Source organism: Mesorhizobium sp. M8A.F.Ca.ET.207.01.1.1, assembly GCF_004794715.1.
GTDB lineage: Bacteria > Pseudomonadota > Alphaproteobacteria > Rhizobiales > Rhizobiaceae > Mesorhizobium.
The window spans coordinates 354310-375901 of record NZ_SRUS01000005.1 but is presented as its reverse complement, the minus strand read 5'-3'; the positions used below and the strand labels follow the sequence as shown (position 1 = coordinate 375901).

At 64.6% G+C, this 21592-nt stretch carries 23 protein-coding genes; 9 read left to right on the top strand and 14 right to left on the bottom strand.

Annotated features, from left to right (window positions below; genetic code table 11):
- Window positions 1–22 precede the first annotated feature (22 nt).
- Genes EN850_RS17275 through EN850_RS17255 form a run of 5 tightly spaced genes read right to left on the bottom strand, consistent with a single transcriptional unit; the run spans window position 23 to window position 4752 of the window.
- Window positions 23–1327, bottom strand: a complete 1305-nt coding sequence (locus tag EN850_RS17275) for an FAD-dependent oxidoreductase (protein ID WP_136091847.1) — start codon at window positions 1325–1327, stop codon at window positions 23–25.
- Window positions 1324–2307: a branched-chain amino acid ABC transporter permease gene (locus tag EN850_RS17270; protein ID WP_189591132.1), complete on the bottom strand. Its 984-nt coding sequence runs from the start codon at window positions 2305–2307 to the stop codon at window positions 1324–1326. The genes EN850_RS17275 and EN850_RS17270 overlap by 4 nt, the downstream gene beginning before the upstream one ends.
- On the bottom strand, window positions 2304–3212 hold the full coding sequence (locus EN850_RS17265) for a branched-chain amino acid ABC transporter permease (protein ID WP_136091846.1): 909 nt from the start codon (window positions 3210–3212) through the stop codon (window positions 2304–2306). The genes EN850_RS17270 and EN850_RS17265 overlap by 4 nt, the downstream gene beginning before the upstream one ends.
- Window positions 3209–3955: an ABC transporter ATP-binding protein gene (locus EN850_RS17260; protein ID WP_136091845.1), complete on the bottom strand. Its 747-nt coding sequence runs from the start codon at window positions 3953–3955 to the stop codon at window positions 3209–3211. The genes EN850_RS17265 and EN850_RS17260 overlap by 4 nt, the downstream gene beginning before the upstream one ends.
- Entirely contained in the window at window positions 3952–4752 is an 801-nt protein-coding gene (locus EN850_RS17255; protein WP_136091844.1) for an ABC transporter ATP-binding protein, read from the bottom strand. The genes EN850_RS17260 and EN850_RS17255 overlap by 4 nt, the downstream gene beginning before the upstream one ends.
- Before the next feature lie 126 nt (window positions 4753–4878).
- On the opposite strand from EN850_RS17255, the gene EN850_RS17250 reads away from it, so the two are divergent.
- The 7 genes from EN850_RS17250 to EN850_RS17220 all read left to right on the top strand — a co-directional run bounded on the left by EN850_RS17250 (window position 4879) and on the right by EN850_RS17220 (window position 10836).
- Window positions 4879–5613 carry a GntR family transcriptional regulator gene (locus tag EN850_RS17250; RefSeq protein WP_127870547.1) on the top strand — a complete coding sequence of 245 codons (735 nt, stop codon included), beginning with the start codon at window positions 4879–4881 and terminating at the stop codon, window positions 5611–5613.
- Window positions 5610–6092, top strand: coding sequence for a DUF3830 family protein (locus EN850_RS17245; RefSeq protein ID WP_136091843.1), 483 nt, complete (start codon window positions 5610–5612; stop codon window positions 6090–6092). Before EN850_RS17250 ends, EN850_RS17245 begins: the two co-directional genes overlap by 4 nt.
- Window positions 6093–6452, top strand: a complete 360-nt coding sequence (locus EN850_RS17240) for a TIGR04076 family protein (RefSeq protein WP_127280858.1) — start codon at window positions 6093–6095, stop codon at window positions 6450–6452. It begins immediately after the preceding gene.
- Complete coding sequence (locus EN850_RS17235; RefSeq protein WP_136091842.1) at window positions 6449–7504, top strand: aldo/keto reductase; 1056 nt, start codon at window positions 6449–6451, stop codon at window positions 7502–7504. Before EN850_RS17240 ends, EN850_RS17235 begins: the two co-directional genes overlap by 4 nt.
- A 4-nt stretch (window positions 7505–7508) precedes the next feature.
- Window positions 7509–7934 carry a DUF4440 domain-containing protein gene (locus EN850_RS17230; protein WP_135929711.1) on the top strand — a complete coding sequence of 142 codons (426 nt, stop codon included), beginning with the start codon at window positions 7509–7511 and terminating at the stop codon, window positions 7932–7934.
- A 47-nt stretch (window positions 7935–7981) separates the two neighbouring features.
- Window positions 7982–9241, top strand: a complete 1260-nt coding sequence (locus EN850_RS17225; protein ID WP_135881684.1) for an ABC transporter substrate-binding protein — start codon at window positions 7982–7984, stop codon at window positions 9239–9241.
- Between the two features lie 191 nt (window positions 9242–9432).
- The gene (locus EN850_RS17220; protein WP_136091841.1) at window positions 9433–10836 is read left to right on the top strand and encodes an FAD-binding oxidoreductase; all 1404 of its coding nucleotides are present in this window, start codon (window positions 9433–9435) and stop codon (window positions 10834–10836) included.
- Window positions 10837–10853: 17 nt separating this feature from the next.
- Here EN850_RS17220 and EN850_RS17215 read toward each other — a convergent pair whose 3' ends face one another.
- The 8 genes from EN850_RS17215 to EN850_RS17180 all read right to left on the bottom strand — a co-directional run bounded on the left by EN850_RS17215 (window position 10854) and on the right by EN850_RS17180 (window position 19115).
- Window positions 10854–11654 (bottom strand): ABC transporter permease, encoded by an 801-nt coding sequence (locus tag EN850_RS17215; RefSeq protein ID WP_135916139.1) that lies wholly within the window; start codon window positions 11652–11654, stop codon window positions 10854–10856.
- Window positions 11651–12523, bottom strand: a complete 873-nt coding sequence (locus EN850_RS17210) for an ABC transporter permease (RefSeq protein WP_136091840.1) — start codon at window positions 12521–12523, stop codon at window positions 11651–11653. Before EN850_RS17210 ends, EN850_RS17215 begins: the two co-directional genes overlap by 4 nt.
- Window positions 12520–13623, bottom strand: a complete 1104-nt coding sequence (locus tag EN850_RS17205) for an ABC transporter ATP-binding protein (protein WP_136091839.1) — start codon at window positions 13621–13623, stop codon at window positions 12520–12522. Before EN850_RS17205 ends, EN850_RS17210 begins: the two co-directional genes overlap by 4 nt.
- A gap of 76 nt (window positions 13624–13699) precedes the next feature.
- A complete protein-coding gene (locus tag EN850_RS17200; RefSeq protein WP_136091838.1) occupies window positions 13700–14725 on the bottom strand; it encodes an ABC transporter substrate-binding protein in 1026 nt (341 codons plus the stop codon).
- Between the two features lie 52 nt (window positions 14726–14777).
- Window positions 14778–15776, bottom strand: a complete 999-nt coding sequence (gene araD1 / locus EN850_RS17195; RefSeq protein WP_127870555.1) for an AraD1 family protein — start codon at window positions 15774–15776, stop codon at window positions 14778–14780.
- Between the two features lie 32 nt (window positions 15777–15808).
- The gene (locus EN850_RS17190) at window positions 15809–16588 is read right to left on the bottom strand and encodes an SDR family oxidoreductase (RefSeq protein WP_135865110.1); all 780 of its coding nucleotides are present in this window, start codon (window positions 16586–16588) and stop codon (window positions 15809–15811) included.
- 11 nt (window positions 16589–16599) lie between these two features.
- On the bottom strand, window positions 16600–18327 hold the full coding sequence (locus EN850_RS17185; protein WP_135865112.1) for an IlvD/Edd family dehydratase: 1728 nt from the start codon (window positions 18325–18327) through the stop codon (window positions 16600–16602).
- The gene (locus EN850_RS17180) at window positions 18324–19115 is read right to left on the bottom strand and encodes a FadR/GntR family transcriptional regulator (protein WP_167531350.1); all 792 of its coding nucleotides are present in this window, start codon (window positions 19113–19115) and stop codon (window positions 18324–18326) included. Before EN850_RS17180 ends, EN850_RS17185 begins: the two co-directional genes overlap by 4 nt.
- Before the next feature lie 61 nt (window positions 19116–19176).
- Between EN850_RS17180 and EN850_RS37750 the strand changes: the two genes are divergently transcribed.
- A complete protein-coding gene (locus tag EN850_RS37750) occupies window positions 19177–19629 on the top strand; it encodes a hypothetical protein (RefSeq protein ID WP_281407278.1) in 453 nt (150 codons plus the stop codon).
- Window positions 19626–20105 (top strand): hypothetical protein, encoded by a 480-nt coding sequence (locus tag EN850_RS37745; RefSeq protein WP_281407277.1) that lies wholly within the window; start codon window positions 19626–19628, stop codon window positions 20103–20105. The genes EN850_RS37750 and EN850_RS37745 overlap by 4 nt, the downstream gene beginning before the upstream one ends.
- A gap of 25 nt (window positions 20106–20130) precedes the next feature.
- Here the strand turns inward: EN850_RS37745 and EN850_RS17170 are convergent, their stop codons facing one another.
- A complete protein-coding gene (locus tag EN850_RS17170) occupies window positions 20131–21576 on the bottom strand; it encodes an aldehyde dehydrogenase (RefSeq protein ID WP_136091837.1) in 1446 nt (481 codons plus the stop codon).
- Window positions 21577–21592: the final 16 nt, after the last annotated feature.

Sequence of the window (21592 nt, the reverse complement as noted above, 5' to 3'; positions counted from 1 at the left end):
TCGGACGGCAGGCCCGGTCGGCCTATGCTGTTTCGTCCATCCGGTCGCGCAGCATGCTCCAGCCGAGCAACATGTTGGGTGCGTGTCGCAGCAGGGCGTGAAACGGAATCGGCGCCGGTGGCGCGAAAGGCAGTGGCAACTCGCGGGCGTCGGTTCCAGCGGCCCAGTCGGCCAGTACCTTGCCCATCGCCGTCGTCACGGCGATGCCGCGTCCATTGCAGGCGCGGCCGGCGATCAGGCCCGGGCCGAGGTCCAGGAGGTGCGGCAGGAAATCCGGCTCGACGGCGGCCATTCCCGACCAGCCATAGACAAGCGGGGGCAGGTCGGGCAGGTCGAGACGGGCGGCGAGCCGGCGCCAGATTGTTTGCGGTACGCGTCTGTCGGCACCGGCGCTTAGAATATGCATGCCGCCGCTGATCAGCCGGTTATCGGCATCGAAGCGGAAGGTGAAGAGATTGCGCCTGGTGTCGCCGACGCCTTGCCCCCCGGGAAGCAGACGCGTGCGGATTTCGAGTGGTAGCGGCGCCGTGGCGATCTGGAAAACCTTCAGCGGAAAATAAGTCCGCTGCAGCGACGGATCGAGCGACCCGCCATAGGCGTTGGTGGCGATCAGCACCCTGGCGGCGCGCACCGAGCCCGATGGCGTTTTCAGCGCCCAGCCGTCGGCCACGCGATCAATCGACGTGACACGTGCCTGTTCGAAAATCCGCGCGCCGGCCTTTTCCGCCGCATCGGCCAATCCGCGTGCATAGGCGACCGGATTGAGTACGCCGCCGGAACGGTCCATCCAGCCGCCGAGATAGCCGCGCGCGCCGGTCAGCGTTGCGACATCCTGCCGATCCAGGGTGACGACAGGCCGTCCACGCTGCGCCCATTGTCCCGCGCGTGATTTGACCTTCTCCAGGGCCGCCGGCGAGTGCGCCGGCTGGATCCATCCGTTCTGCACCGCGTCGCAATCGATGCCGTGCTGCCGGATCAGGCCGAAGACGAGGTCGGCGCTGCCGGCGGCAAAATCGATGAGGCGTTCGCCGCGTTCCGGGCCGAGATGGGCAAGGATGCCGTCCGGGTCCATCTTGGCGAAGTTCGGCACGACGAAACCGGCATTCCGGCCGGTCGCGCCCCAGGCGATGATTTCGGCTTCGAGAACGGCGACGGAAAGTCCTTTTCCGGCGGCGTGCAGTGCGGTTGAAAGCCCGGAAAAACCGCCGCCGACAATGGCGAGGTCGACATCGAGGTCGCCATTCAGCGCAGGCCGCTCGCGACGATCGCGGCTGACGGCGTGCCAGAGCGAAGCGCCATGCGCCTCCTGCCTGACCATCGCATTCATCCGTTGGAACTGCTTTTGGCCGTGTCCAGTTTCGCCCGCTTGCCGAAGCGTGCCCGCCGCGGCCTGTCGCCGAACAGGCCGTTTGGCCTGATCAGAAGGATGACGCAGAGCATGACGCCGATGGCAACGATTTGCAGCGAGGCGGCGCGCGCCTGCTGCTCGGGCGGGAAGAACACGCTGGTCGCCGTGCCCGATCCGGCCCATATTCCCCAGACCAGCACACTGCCGACGACGGCGCCGAGATTGCTGCCGGACCCGCCGACGATCAGCATGACCCAGACCTGGAAGGTCAGGATCGGCAGGTAATTGTCGGGTGCGATGAAGCCGGTGAAATGCGCCTGCAATGCCCCGGCCAGCGCCATGATGGCGCCGCCGACGGCAAAGGCCTGGACGCGGTAGAAACGCGCGCTCTTGCCGAGCGAGATCGCCGCACGCTCGTCCTCCCGCAGCGCCTTCAGCACGCGGCCCCAGGGACTGCGCGACAGATGCTCCAAGGCGAGATAGGCGATCAGCGTCACCACCGAGACGACGGCAAGGTTGGACAGGTTGAACAGCAGTGGCGTCTCCGCCAGGCCGCCGAAGGGGCGCGGGATGAAACCGATGCCGAATGGGCCACCCGTCAGCTTCTGCGCGTTGAGCGCGACCAGTTGCACGACCACGGCGACACCGAATGTGGTGATCGCCAGATAGTCGGATCGCAGACGCAATGTGGCCATGCCGGTAAGGGCTGCGGCCATACCGCCAACCACCATGGCGCCTGCCCAGCCGACAAGGATCGGCAGGCCGAAACCGCCCAGCCTCGCGGCGTCGTCCGGTGTCGTCAGCAGCGCCGATGTGTAGGCGCCGATGGCAACGAAGCCGGAGAGCCCGACATTGAACAGGCCTGTCAGCCCCCACTGCAGATTGAGCCCCAGCGTGACCAGCGAGAAGATCAGCGCCGTGGTCAGGAAGAAGGCGCCGTAGCCGACGATATCGATCATCTTTCCCGAACTCCGAAAAGGCCGATCGGCCGCACGAACAGCACCGCCATCAGGATGATGAAGGAGACGGCGGCGCGCCATTCGGCGCCGATCAATTGCACCGCACCAGCTTCGGCGAGCCCGATGATCAGGCCGCCGAGCACCGCGCCCGGGATGCTGCCGATGCCGCCGAGGATGGCGGCGGCGAACATCGGCAGCAGCATGTCGAAGCCCATGAAGGGGCGGATCTGCACCAGAATGCCGATCATCACGCCGGCAACGCAGGCAAGCGCGCCGCCGACGATCCAGGTGACGCGCACCACCTTGGCGACGTCGATGCCGACGATGCGGGCCAGCGCCGCGTTTTGGCTCAGCGCCTGCATGGAACGCCCGGTCTGTGTTCGCGTCATCAACAGATGCACGCCGAGCACGAGCAAGGCGGTCAGCGCCAGCAAGGCGATCTGGTCGGGCGTGATGCGGATGCCGAAGCCGACCGGCATGGCGATCTGGATGGCTCGGCTGAAATAGGTTGGCCGTGAGGTGAAGGTGAACTCCAACAGGCTCCGCAGCGCCATCGAGGCGCCGAAGCTCGCCATCACGACGATGATCGCCTGGCCTTGCGAGCGCAGCCGCGAGAACAACACCTTGTCGAGCAGCAGCGCCAGCAGTGCGGTGAACGCCATGCCGACGACCAGGGCAACAAGGAGCGGCCATCCGAAGGACAGCGGCCCGATCGGCGCCACTTTGCCGAATGTCGCGCCGATGGCGCTGACCACGGCCAGCGTCGCATAGGTGCCCCAGGCCATGAAGTCGCCATGGGCGAAGTTGGAGAAACGCAGGATCGAATAGGTGAGCGTCACCCCGATGGCACCGAGGCCGATCATCGAGCCGGTCAGCAATCCGTCGACGATGAACTGCAGGCTCATGCAGCGCCTCCCTGCTGGCGCTGGGGACGCTGGCCGAGATAGAGTTCGGCGACGACCGGGTCGTTCCACAATTCCGAGGCGACGCCCTCATGCCGGTCCTTGCCTTCGACCAGAACATAGGCGCGGTCGCCGATGGCAAGCGCTGCCTTGGCATTCTGCTCGACCAAAAGGATGGTGACTCCGGACTTGCGGATGCCGGCCAGCATCTCGAACACCGTCGAGACGAACTTTGGCGACAGGCCAGCCGACGGTTCGTCCAGCACCAGCACCTTGGGGTGGACGATCAGCGCGCGCGCGACGGCGAGCATCTGCCTTTGCCCGCCCGACAGATTGCCGGCGGCCGTGCGGCGCTGGCGGACAAGGTCGGGGAAGGCGGCATACATCTCCTCGAGGCGGGCCGGGATGTCGCGCCGCTCGAGGATGCCGCAGGCAACCCTGAGATTGTCCTCGACCGACATCAGCGGAAAGATATTCTCGGTCTGCGGCACGAAGGCGAGGCCAAGCCGCACCATGGTGTGGGCCGGTGCCGTGGTGATATCCTGGCCGTCCAGGAACACTGAACCGCCGGTGATCGGCACGAGGCCTGCGATCGCCTTGATGAAGCTCGACTTGCCGGCGCCGTTGGGACCGAGGACGACGACGATTTCACCTTTTCTGACCGTGATCGAGGCGCCGCGCACGATGGGCACGCCGGGTTCGTAGCCGGCTTCGAGATTGTGGACATCGAGGACGGTCTCGCTCATGCGGTGCCCCCGAGATAGGCCTCGATCACGCGTGGATCGCGGGCGACTTCTTCCGCCGTGCCTTCGCTGAGCAACTGGCCGCTCGCCATGACAAGGACGCGGTGGCAGAGCCGCGTCACCATGTCGATGTTGTGCTCGATCAGCAGGAAGGTGATGCCGCGCGCATTGATGTCGCGGATGCGGTCGATGATGACTTCGAGCAGCGTCGCGTTGACGCCGGCCGCCGGTTCGTCGAGCAGGATGATCGCCGGATCGGCCATCATCACCCGGGCAAGTTCGAGCAGCTTGCGCTGGCCACCGGAAAGCACGCGCGCCGGCTCATGCGCGAGGTGGGTGAGGGTGACCAGTTCCAGCAGTTCGAGCGCCTTTGCCCGGGCGGCTCTTTCCTGCGCCGCCACCCGCCACGGCGTGACGAAGTTGGCGAGCAGCCTTTCGCCCGCCTGGCCCTGTGCCGCCAGCATGATGTTCTCGATCAGCGTCAGATTGGGCAGCGGGCGCGGGATCTGGAAGGTGCGGCCGAGACCCCGGCCGATGCGCAGGTGAGCGGCTTCGCCGGAGACGCGCACGCCGTTGAGCAGGATGTTGCCACTGGTGGGCAGGATACTGCCGGCCAGCAAGTCGAACATGGTCGTCTTGCCGGCGCCATTGGGTCCGATCAGGCCAAGGATTTCGCCCGCTTTGACGTCGAACGAGACATCGTTGACGGCGACAAGGCCGCCGAACCGCCTGACGACCTGGCTCGCCGTCAGAACCGGCACACGGGTCTCCCGCCCTTGGCGTTCCGCTACCTCGCTCATCGAACCCTCTGGCCGAAGACGATCGTTGCCGCCTCCTGATTATGATTTGTGATCACACTTGCTTTGATCACGCTATTCGGCTTTAATTTCATCCGCAAGCCGAAAACCCGCCGAGAACGGAATTCCATGCAAAAGGCCGCTGTCGGAAAGAACAACGAGGCGATCGCGGCCCAGCTCGCGCCGGTCGGCCGCGAAACGGTGCAGGATCGCGTCTATTCCGAACTGCGGCGCGCGCTGATCGGCGGCCTGTTCGAGCCAAGCCAGGTGCTGACGATCCGCGGTCTGGCCGATGCGCTGGTCACCTCGACGATGCCGGTGCGCGAAGCGCTAGGCCGGCTGATCACGGAGAAGGCGCTGGAGGCGCTGCCCAACCGCTCAGTGCGCGTGCCGCCGATCACGCTGGAACGTCTCGACGATCTCCTGCGTGCCCGCGTCCTGATCGAGGGCGAGGCGATCGCGCTGGCCGCGGCGCGCATGGGGCCCCGCCAGATAGCCGCCATCGAAACCATTCTGGCTGAATGGGACGAGATGCGGGCGCTGAAACACAAGAAGGATGTCGACCGCGAAGTGACGCTCAACCAGAGCTTTCACTTCGAGATCTACCGATCCTGCGGCTCGGCCGTGCTGATTCCGATGATCGAGAGCTTGTGGCTGCAATCGGGGCCATGCATCCGCGTCGCCATCTACGCCTTCTCGGAAGCCGGCGAGGTCGACACCGCCCAGTATCACCGCCGTATCGTCGAGGCGCTGACCACGCAGGACGCGCATGCGGCGCGCGAGGCGCTGGCCGCCGACATCAGCCGGCCCTTCACCTTCCTGCGGAACAAGCTGCAATCCGCCGCCGCGAAAGCCCAGACATGACCTCCATCAGGATCAGTGAGCCTCGTTCGAAGCTTTCCGTCACCGCGCTCCTGTTGCCCGGGAAAGCGCCGGAAAACGCCGCCTTTCTCACGGCGTATCTGGCCACGCCACGCGTCGTCCCCGGCATCCACGCGATGTGGACGGGACCGGAGATTTCCTGTCCGGTTCCCGCCGCCGATCTTGAAGGCCAAACCTATGCCAAGCCCTTGCCGGCGGAGAACGCGACGCTGACGCCGCAGCCGGGCGACATCGTGCTGTCCTACGTGCCGCCACGCATGTGGGGCGGCAATCCCAATGCCATCTTCGACATCGGCCTGTTCTACGGGCAGGGCGCGCGCCTGCTGTTCCCCATTGGTTGGCTGGCCGGCAGCGTGGTGGCGCAGGTGCTTGCCGAGGACCGCGATCAATTCGCCGCCGCGTGTGGGGTGATCCGGCGTAACGGCGCCTGCGAAATCACCTTTAGCCTGGTGGAGGGTTGAATGGCTGAACGCGACGACAGTTTCGAGCTCTTCGATCTTCGCGTCGAGGCGGTCATCCCCGAGGGCAAACCGATCTACTGCGGCGCCAAGGCCGGCGATTATTTCGAGCTCAAGGGCGAGATGCTGTCGATGCCGGCGGGGCAGGGTTTTTCGATCTATTCGCTTGCCGCGGTGCTGCCGCTGCTGGCGGCAAAACAGCGCCCGACCCACCGGAACGACTGGATGACCTCGGACGCCGAGATCGCTTGTCCCGATCCCAATTGCGCCAGCCGGTTGCGGATCGTCAGGCTGGCCAAGCGGCGGTTCAGCCATGCCGAAACCACGGCCGTACCGCTGCCGAAGGAGAATGACCGGACATGACCGCCAAGGCCTTCGAGCTCAGCCCCGGCTATACCGTCTCACGTGTCATACGAGGCGGCTGGCAACTGGCCGGCGGCCATGGCGCCATTGATCGCAGCCAAGCGGTGACCGACCTGATCGCCACCTTCGATGCCGGGATTTGGACCTATGACTGCGCCGATATTTACACAGGCGTCGAGGAACTGATCGGCGCCGCGCGGTTGCGGCTGGCCAATGAACGCGGCCTCGATGCGGCGGCCAAAATGAAGGTGCACACCAAGCTAGTGCCTGATCTGGAACGGCTGGCCAACATCAGCCGCGATTATATCAGGGGCATCGTCGACCAGTCGCTGCGGCGGCTGAAGACCGAGCGGCTCGATCTCGTCCAGTTCCACTGGTGGGATTATGCGATGGCCGGCTACGTCGAGGCGATGGGCTGGCTCGAGGAGCTTCGGCGCGAGGGCAAGGTGCGCAATCTCGGCACCACCAATTTCGACACGCCACGGCTCGCCGAAATCCTGGCCGCCGGCATTCCGCTGGTCAGCCAGCAGCTGCAATATTCGGTGCTCGACCAGCGTCCGGCGAACAGCCTCGCGGCACTTGCCGAGAAAAACGGTGTCAGTTTCCTGTGCTACGGATCTGTAGCCGGCGGCTTCCTTAGCGACAGATGGCTTGGCGTGGCCGAACCTGTCACGCCGCTCGAAAACCGCTCGCTGGTCAAATACAAGCTGATCATCGATGATTTCGGCAGCTGGGACCTGTTCCAGCAACTGCTCCAGGCACTCAAGGTCGTCGGCGACCGCCACGGCGTCGACATCGCCACGATAGCCAGCGCTTGGGTGCTGGAGCAGCCGCAAGTGGCCGCCGTCATCGTCGGCGCCCGCAACCAGGCGCACGCGCTGGCCAATGCCGAGATCATGGATGTCGTGCTCGACGCCGATGACCGGGCACGGATTGCCGCCGCCATCGCGCGGGGCACCGGCCTTGAGGGGGACGTCTACACGCTGGAGCGTGACCGCCACGGCCGCCACGGCTCGATCATGCATTACAATCTGAACGCGGGCCGGGTGTGAAACCATGGACGACGACAGGCTGTTTTCGCAGGCCAGCGCCGAGATCATCGACCTGCACCGCTTTTTCGTCGACTGGTTCGTCGCCGCGCGGGCCGACAAAGTGGATTTCGGCCGCTTCGAAGCAGTCATGGGCGAAGGCTTGACCATGATCGCACCAGGCGGCCAGATCCTCGACCGCGATGCCGTGATCAACCATGTGCGCTCCAGCCGCGCCACTTGCGACGACGGCTTCGCCATTTCGATCGAAGACATCAAGCCCGGATGGCAGGATGGCGATACGATCGTCGTCCTCTACGTCGAGGCGCAGTCGCGTGGCGGCAGGCATAGCCGCCGCCAGTCTAGTGCCGTTTTCACCACCAGTTCATCGGCGCCCAATGGCGTTCAATGGCGGCATCTGCATGAAACCTGGCTGCAGGTGCCGGAACACTGAGACTTTCCAGACGTCAAATCAGTTCGTGTAACTCAAGGGGAACAACAATGAGAAAGACGATACTCCAACTCACCACCGCGCTTGCTCTTGTCACGATTGCCGGTGCTGCGCAGGCCGCCGACTGCAAGATCACCGTCGGCCTCGTCATGGAACTGACCGGTCCGGCCGGCGAATATGGCCAGGCCGGCGCCAAGTCGGTCGAAATGGCCTTCCGCGACATCAACGACGCCGGCGGGGTGCGCGGCTGCGATCTCGTCACCGATACCCGTGACAGTCAGAGCCAGGGCAACATCGCGGTCGACGCCGCGACCCAGCTGGTTCAGGTCAAGAAGGTGCCGGTCATCATCGGCGGCATCATCTCCTCGGTGTCGATTCCGATCCTGACCTCGGTCACCGCTCCGGCCAAGATCGTCCAGGTCTCGCCGGCGTCATCCTCGCCGACGCTGACGACACTCGGTCGCGACGGCAAGACCAACGGCATCTTCTTCCGCACCATCACCTCGGATGCGCTGCAGGGCGTGGCCGCCGCCAAATACGCCATCGACAAGGGCTTCAAGAAGCTGGCGATCATCCACGTCAACAACGACTTCGGAGTCAACATGGTGGCCGAATTCTCGCGTGCCTACAAAGCCCTCGGCGGCACCATCGTCTCCGACACGCCCTACAATGAGAAGCAATCGAGCTATGCCTCCGAGGTCACCGCGGCGATGGGAGGCGAGCCGGATGGACTTTATCTGGTCAGCACGCCGGTCGATGGCGCCACCGTTGCCCGCACCTGGATTTCCCAGGGCGGCGTGCAGAAGTTCCTGCTGAATGACGGCATGAACAGCCCCGACTTCATCGACTCCGTCGGCGCTGATTATCTGAAGGATGCCTATGGCACGTCCTCCGGCACCAGCCCTACCGCATCGACCGAGTATTTCACCAAGAACTACAAGGCATTCTCCGGCATCGAACCGTCGAACCCGGCGGCCGACCGCTCCTATGATGCCGGCGCCATCGTCGGCCTGGCCATCGCCATTGCCGGCTCCGAGGACCCAGCCAAGATCAAGGACGCCATGTACAAGGCGGTCGATCCCGCCGGCACGCCGATCTATGCCGGCAAGGAGGAGTTCGCCAAGGCGCTCGGCCTGATCAAGGATGGCAAGCCGATCCGTTACGAAGGCGTCATCGGACCGGTCGCCTTCGACAAGTTCGGCGACATCACCGGCCCGTTCCGGCTGTGGAAGATCGTCGACGGCAAGGTGACCACCGATGGTGAAATGACCACCGACGACGTCAACGCCCTGCAGGCCAAGCTTCAGTGAGCTGCGCGGTCCTTCCGGCATCAATCTCGGCTCTCGCGATCGATGCCGATATCGCTTGCACGGCATGCGATCACGAATAGGATCGGCCGGCTGCAATTGAAGGATGCGAGCGTGTTGAACAAGGCTACCCATCGGGCCGTCCGGTCGGTGTATGCGGATGACGCGTTTTGCCACACGGGCGCCTGAGCCCGATGTCGCCTGAAACGCAACGACTTCTGTCCGCGCTTGGCGATCGGCTGGGCGCGGGCGGCGTGCTCGCCGGCTCTGATGTCGACCAGCGCTACCGCGACGATCCCGACGGCAAGCTTGGCTTGCTGCCCGAAGTGGTGCTGCGTCCGCGCGATACCGTTGGCGTGGCGGCAGCACTCGCTGGCTGCAACGCTCTCTGTCAGCCGGTCGTCATCCAGGGCGGGCGCACCGGGCTGGCCGGCGGCACACGCGTCCAGTCGGGCGAGATCGTGCTGTCGCTGGAGCGGATGAACGGCCTTGCCGCGCCGGACATCCAAGCCGCCAGCATTGTCGCCGAAGCCGGCGCCACGCTGCAGGCGGTGCAGGAGGCGGCCGACGGCGCCGGGCTGATGTTCGGCGTCGATATCGGCGCGCGCGGTTCGGCCACGGTCGGCGGCAACATCGCCACCAATGCCGGCGGCATCCGCGTGCTGCGTTATGGCATGTACCGGGCGCAGGTGCTGGGGCTGGAAGCGGTGCTGGCCGATGGCAGTGTGCTGTCCTCGCTGAAGGGCCTGCCCAAGGACAATTCCGGCTATGATCTAAGCCAGCTTTTCATCGGCGCGGAAGGGACGCTTGGCGTCGTCACCCGCGCCGCGCTCAGGCTGCATCCGAAGCCTGCCTCCGAGGTGAACGCCTTCTGCGCGCTGCCTTCGCTCGATGCGGCGATCGCCTTGCTTGGGCTGCTGCGGCAAAAGCTCGGCCCGCTTCTGTCCGCCTATGAGGTCAACTTCGCGCCGCTCTATGACGTCATGGTTGCCAGCATGGCCATGCCGGCGCCGTTGCCTGCTGGCTCACCCGTCTATGTGCTGGCCGAAATCCAGGGCAGCGAGCCGGACCGCGATAGCGAGCGCTTCGCCGAGGTTCTGATGCAGGCGGTCGAGGACGGCGTCGTCGACCATGTCGTCATCTCGCAATCGCCGCGCGAATTCCGCACGCTCTGGGATGTGCGCGAAGACGCCAACCGCGTCCTGTTTTCGATCAAGGGCCTGATCGGCGTCGACATCAGCATCCCGCTGGCGCGCATGGGAGCCTTCCTGCAGGAAGCGGATGCCGCCATCCATGCCGTCGATCCCGGCGCCGACATCTATGTCTTTGGCCATCTCGGCGACGGCAACCTGCACTATCAGGTCCTGACCAAGGATCCGGCGGCGGCCTATGGCATCATCTATCGCGGCGTGGCGGCGGCCGGAGGCGGGGTGTCGGCCGAGCATGGCATCGGCCTCGACAAGAAGCAGTGGCTGCATCTGGTGCGCAGCGACGCCGAAATCAATGCGATGCGGCGGCTGAAGTCGGCACTTGATCCGAAGAACATCCTCAATCCAGGACGAGTCTTCGATCTCGGCCCGGCTGCTTCTGCCGGATGATCATCCTGGCTTAAACCTCAATTCCGTTCCGTCGCCATCTGCCTGGGAATGAGAAAACGGGCGGCGAGCACGCACAGCAGCACGGTGAACATCAGGATCAGCGCCACCAGGGCGTTGATGTCGGGCGAGAAGCCAAGCCGCATCATCGCCCACAGCCTGACCGGCAGCGTGCTTTGCGTGCCGGTGACCAGGATGGTGATCATCGTCTCGTCGAACGACAGCGCGAAGGCCAGGATGGCGCCGCCGACCATGGCGCTCGACAGGTTCGGCAGGATGACGCGCCAGAAGGTCTGCCAGCCGCTGGCGCCGAGATCGTAGGAGGCCTCGACCAGCGTGCGGCTCATCGACTGCAGCCGCATCAGCACGGTGCGATAGACGATCGCCAGCACGAAGACCGTATGCCCGATGACGACGGTCAGCAGCGAGCGTTCGAGGCCGATCTCGCGGAAGAAGATCAGCAGCGCGAGGCCGCTGATGATCGGCGGCATCAGGAACGGCAGGAAGATGATGAATTGCAGAACCGAACGGCCTGAGCGGCGGCCGTGGTAGTAGAGCGCCAGCAGCGTCCCGCTGACCACCGACAGGATTACGGTGCAGACGCCGACGATCAGCGTGGTGCGCAGCGCGGCCAGGATGTCGTGGTTCCCCGCCAGCGCCACATAGGTCGAAAGGGTCGGCGACGACCAGTCGACATTGCCGTGTGAAATGATGAAGAACGACGACACGATCGGCACGAACAGCGGGCTGTAGAGCAGCACCGCGACCAGTGACGTGATCGCGGCAAGGAAGATGGTGGACGGCCGGGGCAGCGCACTCATACCGACGTCCCCCGGCTGCGTCCGAACCGTTCGCCGATGAGAATGGCGGCGATCACCACGATCGCAAGCGCCACCGACAGCGCCGCGCCGAACGGCCAGTTATAGGCGGTGCCGAACTGGCTGTAGAGGATGCGGCCGAAGGTGAAGCCGCTGATCCCGCCGACCATCTGCGGCGTCAGGAAATCGCCGATCGCCAGCACGAAGACGAAACTCGCCGCCGAGGCGACGCCGGGCAGGCTGAGCGGCAAGGTGATGCGCAGGAACGTCTGCAGGCTGCTGGCGCCCAGATCGTCCGAGGCACGCAGCAAGGTCTGGGGGATCCGCTCCAGCGAGAGGAAGATCGGCAGGATGGCGAAGGGGATCAAAAGCAGGCTCAGCGTCAAAAGGATGGCGTTCATGTTGAAGACAAAAAGCGTCGACGGCTGATCCAGGATGCCGAGCGCCACCAGCGCCTTGTTGAGGAAGCCGTTGAGGCCGAGGATGCTGCGGATCGCATAGATCTTGATGACGTAGCTCATCAGCAGCGGCACCAGGAGCAGCATCAGCAAGGCGTAGCGCCACCGTCCTTTCAGCGTCGTCAGGAAATAGGCGGCGGGATAGGCGAGCAGGATGCAGATCACCGCCACCGACACGCACAGTACGATGGTGTTCCAGAACACCGGCAGAAAGATCGGATCGGTGAAGAACCTGACATAGTTGCCGAGCGTCGGCGAATGGACGATCGTGCCCTGGTCGACGCTGAAGAAACTGTAGACCAGGAAGATCGCCAGCGGCACGAGGACGAAGATCACCGGCAAGGCGAAGGCCAGCACCGTCACCAGCTGCGACAATCGCCGTTCCGCCGCCTGTGTCGACCCGGCTCCGCTCATGCCAGCACCAGATGGCCTTCATGCGGCGCAAAGCAAAGCGAGACCGTCTCGCCTGATTTCAAAATACTGCCGTCGATCCGACTCGGCATGCGCAACCGCAGGCGCTGAGCGGCGTTGTCCGCGCCCGCCATGATCGTGGCAACCGTCGACGAGCCGGCAAAGGCCAGATCGGCGATGACGCCGGAAAAGCGGTTGTCGCCATCATTGGCATCAGCAAGACGCAAGGCTTCGGGACGGAACGCCGCGAAGGCGCTGGCGCCGTCGGCGGCGGCCTTGAGATGCGGCTGGCCGCTGATCGAGCAGACCAGGCGGCCAAGCGCGGTCTCGATCGGCCGCTGCTCGCCCTGCACGGGACCGAGCTTTCCGGCCACCAGGTTGTTCTCGCCGAAGAAGCGCGCCACGAACTCGCAGTTCGGCTTGTAGTAGAGCTCGTGCGGCGTGCCGAGCTGGCGGATATGGCCGGCCTGCATGACGCAGATCCGATCGGCCATGCCGATCGCTTCTTCCTGGTCATGGGTGACGAACAGGAAGGTGGTTTTGATCTCGCGCTGGATGGATTTCAGGAATTCCTGCATCTGCCGGCGCAGTTCGAGATCGAGTGCCGCCAACGGCTCGTCGAGCAGGATCAGGCGCGGCTGGCAGATCAGCGCCCTAGCGAGTGCGACACGCTGGCGCTGGCCGCCGGAAAGCTGCGCCGGAAAGCGGTCGGCCAAACGCCCGAGCTGCACCAGTTCGAGGGCTTGCGACACACGGCTTGCGATCTCCTTGCGCTTGATATGGCGCACCGAAAGCCCGTAGCCGACATTGCCGGAAACCGTCATATGCGGGAACAGCGCATAGTCCTGGAACACGGTGTTGAACGGCCGCTTGTTGATCGGCATGCGGCTGATCTCCTGGCCGTCCAGCCGGATTTCGCCCGCGGTCAGCGGCTCCAGCCCGCCGATCAGCCGCAGGACCGTGGTCTTGCCCGAACCTGACGGCCCAAGAACGGTGAGGAACTCACCGTCCCGGATCGACAGGTCGATGTCGTGCAGCACGGGAACCGTGCCGTAGGATTTCGAGACGGACCGCAGCGTCAAGAGGTCGGTGTTCTGGTTCATGGAATATTCTCGCATACGCTTCGGCGGTCCGGAACGTCCGGACCGCCGGGTCCTTCGAGGTCAGGCGCGGAAAAGATCAGGGCGTCGCCTTGACCTCATTCCACATGTCCGAACGCTTGAGCGGATCCTCGACATTGTTGAGCCAGACCAGCTTGTCGTTGCCGCCGGCGCTGCTCGACTCGACCACGGTGTTGCCAAAGCCGGTACGCTCGGAAAGCTCGCCGCCGATCTTCTTGCTCAGCATGAAGTCGATCCACTTCTCGGCCGCCGCATTGTCGCGGACACCCTTGGAGATCACCCAGTTGTCTAGCCAGGCAAGCGCGCCTTCGCTCGGGTTGACGTAGGCGACATGGGCGCCGATCTTCTGCAACGCCTTGACCTGCTGCTGGCCGTAATTGGCCCAGATCAGGGCGACGTCATTGTTCTGGTATATCTGCTGCGCCTCGTCGGCGGTGGTGTAGAAGCTCAGCACATTGCGCTTGAGTTCGACCAGCTTGGCCTTGACCGCCGCCATCTGCTCCGCATTGAGGTTGAACGGATCCTTGTAGCCGAGCGTCAGCGCGGTGAAGGAGAAATTGTGCTCGCCATTGTCATAGGCGAGGATCTTGCCCTTGTAGGCCGGATCCCACAGCACTGACATCGAGGTCGGCGCCGGCTTGACCTTGTCGGTGTCGTAGATCAGCCCGATGGAATCGAAGCAGAACGGAATGCCGTAGACCTTGCCGTCCTTGGTGTCGCCGCTGACCTGCGACAGGTCGCGGAAGCGCGGCAGCACCTCCTTCTGGTTCGGCAGTTTCGCGATGTCGATCGGCGATACCAGATCGGCCTTGATGTAGCGCTGCAACTGGGCGGTGTTGACGGCGAAGACATCAAAGTCCTGCCCTTCGCTGCCCTTGATCTTGGCCCAGATCTCGTCATCGCTGCCGATGAAGACGACATCGACGCCAATGCCGGTGGCGGCGGTGAAGTCTTTCACCCAGTCCGGGTCGGCATAGCCGTCCCAGGCCAGCACGCGAAGGTTCGCGGCCAGCGCCGCCGATGTCATCAGGCCGATGCCAAGCCCGATTGTCGCTAATCTCAGAAATGCTTTCTTCAGTCCCATTTTTAATCTCCCATTGTCGTTCTGGTGGACCGTAATTTCCGGGGCTTTGCCGTCACAGCTGGGTGACGGCGACCAGTCCCTCGTCCGGCACCGACACCATCCGGTTGCGCAGCGGCTTGCCGAATGCCTGTGCCTGGATTTCATACTCGTCGCCGGAAGCCGTCTTGATACCGGAGGCGTAGCTCATCACCGCCGCCCCGAAGAAATAGGCGTGCAGGTCGCCCGCCCTGCGGTGCATGGGGTAGCGGAAATGGAAATGTTCGAGATTGGCGATCGAGTGCGACATGTGCGCTTCGCCCGACAGGAATTCCTGTTCCCAGATGACCGCGCCGTCGCGCAGGATGCGGGAATGGCCGCGCACTTCTTCGGGCAGGTCGCCGATCAAGAGCTCCGGACCGATCGAGCAGGAGCGGAGTTTCGAATGGGCGAGATAGAGGTAGTTCTCGGCCTCCGTCACATGGTCGGAATATTCATTGCCGAGCGCATAGCCGATGCGATAGGGGCGGCCATCAGGCCCATTGAGGTAGAGCCCGACGATCTCGGCCTCCTCGGCACCGGCGCGTGCGAAAGCCGGCATGGGCAGATCGGCGCCGGGCGGCACGACACAGGTGCCGACACCCTTGAAGAACCATTCGGGCTGGATTCCGATCTTGCCGGCGCCGGGCTTGCCGCCTTCCAGGCCCATGCGGAAGATCTTCAGCGAATCCGATTCCTCGGCGTCTTCGCCATGGGTCAGCACATGCATCTTGTCGCGCGCGGCGGCACTTCCGGTATGGGTCAGGCCGGTGCCGGTGACCAGGAACCGCGCCGGCTCCGGGTGGTCGACGGGAGCGAGCACGCGGCCATCGCGCAGCAGTTCGCCATAGTCGACCGTGGCCGCACCTGTCCGCTTCTCGACCAGCGCCGTGATCGATGCACCCTGGGCAATCGCCGCTTCGGCGAGTTCCAGCACGGTGCTGGTCTTGTCGAGCGGATGCAGGCGGTTGCCGTCATCGGAAACCCGGCCGACCCGCCTGCCGCCATCGGGCGTTGTGTACTGTACCAGACGCATGAAATACCCTTCTTCCTTTGAGGCTGTACCGGTCACACCCAGCCAGCATCGACGATGAACTGCTGGCTCGTGCACATGCGGCTGTCGTCGGCGGCGAGGAACAGCGCCATGCGCGCGATGTCGGAGGGCTGCAGCCGATCGGGCAGGCACTGCCTCTCGTCGATCTGGCGTTCGCCGGCCGGGTTCAGCCACAGGCTCATCTGGCGCTCGGTCATCACCCAGCCCGGCACCATGCAGTTGACGCGGATGCGCTCGGGGCCGAGTTCGCGGGCCAGCGCCCGCGTCATGCCGTACACCGCCGCCTTGGCGGTCACATAGGCGGGGCAATCGGGATCGCCGACCATCCAGGTGATGGAGCCGAAATTGATGATCGAGCCGCCGCCCTGCGCGCTCATCTGCGGGCGCACTGCCTGGGCCGCGAAGAACTGGTGGCGCAGATTGACCGCCATGCGGTCGTCCCAATACGCCACCGTCACGTCCTTGGTCTGGTGGCGGTCGTCATTGCCGGCATTGTTGCAAAGCACCTGGATCGGGCCGTTGTGCTGCATCGCCTCCGCGGTCGCCGCTTGCAACTGCTCGACATTGCGCAGGTCGCAGGGAATGAACAGCGGCGCGGCATGCCCCTCGGTCACGATCGCATCGACCAGGCGCCGCGAAGGCTCCTCGGCCAGATCGGCGAAGGCGACGCGGCTGCCTTGCGCACAGAAATGGCGCACCAGGCTTTCGCCGATACCGCTTCCGCCGCCGGTAATGAACACGCTGCGGCCCTTGAGGCTGGGGTAGGTCGCGTAGCTGCCGATCTGATCCGTCATCGCGCGCCTCTCTAGTGGGAATGCCGGGGGACGCCGGCATCGCGCCGGCCGACGAGAAAGTCGAAGTCGCAGCCCTTGTCGGCCTGCAGCACGCGCTCGACATAGAGGCTCTGGTAGCCGCCCAGCGGTGGCGTCGGGGGCTTCCAGTCACGGCGGCGGATGGCCAACTCTTCATCCGACACCAAAAGCTCGAGACGACGGCCGGCAACGTCGAGCTCGATGAGATCACCGTCACGCACCAGGGCAAGCGTGCCACCTGCCGCGGCTTCGGGCGCCACATGCAGCACCACCGTACCGTAGGCCGTGCCGCTCATGCGCGCGTCCGAAATGCGCACCATGTCGGAGACGCCTTCTCTAAGCAGCTTGGCCGGCAGCGGCATGTTGCCGACCTCGGCCATCCCGGGATAGCCGCGCGGCCCGCAGTTCTTCAGCACCATCACCGAGGAGGCATCGATATCCAGTTCCGGATCGTCGATGCGGGCGTAGTAGTGCTCGATATTCTCGAAGACGACGGCCCTGCCGCGATGCTGCATCAGCTCGGGTGTTGCCGCGGACGGCTTGATGACCGCTCCGTTGGGCGCCAGATTGCCGCGCAGGATCGAAATGCCGCCCTCCTTGGTCAGCGGCTCGCTCAGCGGGCGGATGACCTCACGGTTGTAGTTGGGCGCACCGTCGATCAGTTCACCGATGGTCTTGGCGCTGACGGTCATGGCGTCGCGATGAAGAAGCCCCACTTCATCAAGCGACGCCATGACCGCAGCTAGCCCCCCGGCATAGTAGAAATCTTCCATCAGGAACCGGCCCGACGGCATCAGGTCGACAATGGTCGGAACGTCGCGGCCAAGGCGGTCCCAGTCATCGAGGCTGAGATCGACACCAACCCGGTTGGCGATGGCGATCAGATGCAGCACCGCATTGGTCGAACCGCCGATCGCGCCGTTGACGCGAATGGCGTTCTCGAAGGCCTGCCTGGTGAGGATCTGCGAAATCGTCACGTCGCGGCGGACGAGATCGACGATCTGGCGTCCGGCCAGCTGGGCGAGCACGCCACGGCGCGAATCCACCGCGGGGATCGCGGCGTTGTCCGGCATGCCGATGCCGAGCGCTTCCACCATGCTTGCCATCGTCGAAGCGGTGCCCATCGTCATGCAGCTGCCCGCCGACCGGCTCTGGCCCTGCTCGGCGGCGAGGAAGTCGGCGACCGGCATGCGGCCGGCCTTGACCTCCTCGGCGAATTTCCAGACATGCGTGCCGGAGCCGATATCCTGTCCACGGAACTTGCCGTTGAGCATGGGTCCGCCTGACACGGCGATGGTCGGCAGGTTGCACGAGGCAGCCCCCATCAAGAGCGCCGGCGTGGTCTTGTCGCAGCCGACCAGCAGGATGACGCCATCGATCGGATTGCCACGGATGGATTCCTCGACATCCATGCTGGCGAGGTTGCGAAACAGCATGGCGGTCGGGCGCATGTTGCTTTCGCCCAGCGACATGACCGGGAATTCCAGCGGCAGGCCGCCGGCCTCGTAGACGCCACGTTTGACGTGGTCTGCCAGCGCCCGCAAATGCGCATTGCACGGGGTCAGTTCCGACCAGGTGTTGCAGATGCCGATCACCGGGCGGCCGTCGAAAGCGTCTGCGGGAATGCCCTGATTCTTCATCCAGCTGCGGTGCATGAAGGCATTCTTGCCCTCACCGCCGAACCAGGCTTCGGACCGCAGTTTGCGTTTGGTTTCGGTCACGATTGCTGGCCCCGGTCATTGCGGCGTTTGTTGCGGTTCTCGACGCTGCGGCGCACGTCGTCCTCCGCATTGTCGATGAGCACCAGCAGCGCCTTTTGCGCGCCGGCGGCGTCGCCGGCGGCAATCTTCTCGGCCACTTCCCGGTGCAGCGGCAAGGAATGGCGCTGGCCTTCCGGATTGTCGTTGGAAAGGCGAAAGCTCATTACCAATGCGGTCTCGACCAGCGCCGCCAGCGAGCCGATCAACTCGTTGCCGGTCATGCGCAGGATGGTCTGGTGGAACACCAAATCGGGCTTGGCGAAGCGGTCGCCATCGTCGCTGACTGCTTCCATTTCGGCCAGTGCCGCATGGATCTCGGCGATCTGCGCCTCCGTTGCACGCTGCGCGGCGAGGGCTGCCGACATCGGCTCGATGGCGCGGCGCAATTCGAACAACGCCCGCACATCCTCGGCGCTGACACCGCCGGCATAGCGCCAGGACAGGACGTCGGGGTCGAGGAAATTCCAGTCGGCGCGAGGCCGCACCCGCGTGCCGGTCTTTGGCCGCGATTCGACCAGCCCCTTGCCGGCCAGCACCTTGATCGCCTCGCGCAGCACCGTGCGGCTGACCCCCAGCATCTCGCTGGAATCGTCGGCATTGGGCAGGGCCTCGCCGGGGAGGAAGTCGCCTTGCACGATCCGCAAGCCGATCTGCTCGACAACGGTGGCGTGCAGCGCGGTGGAGCCGCTGGAAACCGCCACGGCAACCCGTGACGTGCGTGCCGTGCTGAACGATTTTCTATTCTTCATACTATTCATATGATATGTCTTATCGCCATGGCGATTGGAGTCAAGGGATTGGGGAGTGCCAATGACAAAGAATTCCGCTGTGGCCGTCGCGCAGCGCACGGAGCTGGTCTCGATCAGTGACGGCATCGCGACGGTCGAGATTGCTCCGGCGGCCGGCGGAGCGCTGGCGTCGTATCGGTGGTGGCAGGATGGTTCAGCCGTGGATTGGCTGCGCCCGACCGATCCAGTGGCGATCAGCCGTCGCGATGCTGGCGCCATGGCTTGCTTTCCGCTCGTTCCCTACTCCAACCGTATCAGGGGTGGCCGCTTCGAATTCGCGGGGCGTTCGATCCAATTGCCCAGCCAGCCTGACGATCCGCACTACGAGCATGGCCATGGCTGGCGTCGCCCATGGACGGTCATCAGCCACCAAGCCAGCATGATCGTCCTGCGCTACCGGCACACCGCCGATACCTGGCCATGGAGCTATGAAGCCGAGCAGAAGATCTTTCTGGCTGACGGCAGGCTTGCATGACCATTGCGGTGCGCAACCTGTCGGACGCGCCGATGCCGGTGGGCTTCGGCCTCCATCCCTATTTCCCGTCGACACCGTGGACGCATGTCCAGGCCCGGGTATCAGGCATGTGGGAAACCGATGCGGAGGTCCTGCCCATCCGGCATGTCCCGCCGCCTGGCGGGGCCGATCCATCCATCGGCTTTGACGTATCGGAGGTCGACTTCGACACGGTCTTCACGGGATGGACGCGCCGCGCCCGAATCTCCTGGCCCGAACACGAACGGCAGCTGGACATCGAGGCGGAGGCGCCGCTCGATTTCCTCGTCCTCTACACGCCGCCGGGCGAGCCGTTCTTTTGCGCCGAGCCGGTCAGCAACATCACCGACGCTTTCAACCGGATGGATGACGAGAAGATCCATACCGGCTGCATCGTACTGGCGCCTGGCCAGAAGCAATCCGCCAGTATTCGCTTCACACCGTCGCTGGCTGTTTGACGGTCAGCCGTCCAAAGCAGTCCGGTCAGAACGGATAATGCTGGCCAGGGTCCTCGATCGTCACCCAGCGCAAATCGGTGAATTCGGCGATCGAGGCCTTGCCGCCGAAACGGCCATAGCCGGAGCCCTTGACGCCGCCGAACGGCATCTGCGCCTCATCGCCGACCGTCGGTCCGTTGATATGGCAGATGCCAGCTTCGATGCGGGCGGCGACGGCAAACGCACGTTTGATGTCGCGGCTGAAGACGGCTGACGACAGGCCATATTCGGTGTCGTTGGCGACCCGCACGGCCTCGTCCTCGCCCTTGACGCGGATCACCGGCTTGACCGGTCCGAAGGATTCTTCCGAATAGACGCGCATCGTCGGCGTCACGTGATCGAGCAGCGTTGCCTCGACCACGGTACCGCTGCGCTTGCCACCGGCGACAAGCTTGGCGCCCTTGGCCACGGCATCGGCGACAAGTTCCTCCATCTTGTCGGCCGCCTGGCTGCTGATCAGCGAGCCCAGCACGACATGGCCGCGCGGGTCTCCCGCCGGCAGTTGCGAGGCGCGGACCGCGAGTTTTGCCACGAATTCATCGGCGATCTTTTCATCGACGATCAGCCGCTCTGTCGACATGCAGATCTGGCCCTGATGCATGAAGGCGCCGAAAGCGGCCGCATTGACCGCCGCGTCGATGTCGGCATCGTCCAGCACCAAAAGCGGCGCCTTGCCGCCGAGTTCGAGCAGCGCCGGCTTGAGGTGCCGGCCGGCGAGCTCGGCGATGATCCGGCCGACCTTGGTCGAGCCGGTAAAGTTGACGCGTTTCACCGCGGGATGCGCGACTAGCGCTTCAACGATACCGGCAGCGTCTTTAGGATCGTTGGTGACGACGTTAATGACGCCCTTGGGCAGCCCTGCCTCGACCAGCACCTGGCCGATCAGCCGATGCGTGCCCGGGCACATTTCGGAGGTTTTCAGCACCACGGTGTTGCCGCAGGCGATCGGCATGGCCACGGCGCGTGTCCCGAGAATGACCGGCGCATTCCAGGGTGCGATGCCGAGGCATACACCGGCCGGCTGGCGGATCGCCATGGCGAGCGTGCCCGGCTTGTCGGACGGGATGATCTCACCCGAAATCTGCGTCGTCATGGCGGCCGCCTCGCGCAGCATATTGGCGGCTAGCATGACGTTGAAGCCAGCCCAGGGGCCGGTGGCGCCGGTCTCTTCCATCATCAGCCTGGTGAATTCAGCGACCTTCGAGCCCATCACATCGGCGGCCTTGGAGAGCAGCGCGCGTCGTTCGCCGGGACCGGTCCTCGACCAGGCGGGAAAGGCGGCGGCGGCTGCGTCGACGGCCGCGTTGGCGTCGGCGATGCTGGCCGCCGCGGCGCGCGTCGCCAGTTTGCCGGTGAAGGGATCCAGGCGCTCGTAGGAGGCCTTGCCTGTTGCCGCCCTTTCGTCGCCGTCGATCAGAAGTCCGATATCCATTGTTTTTTCCCTCGCT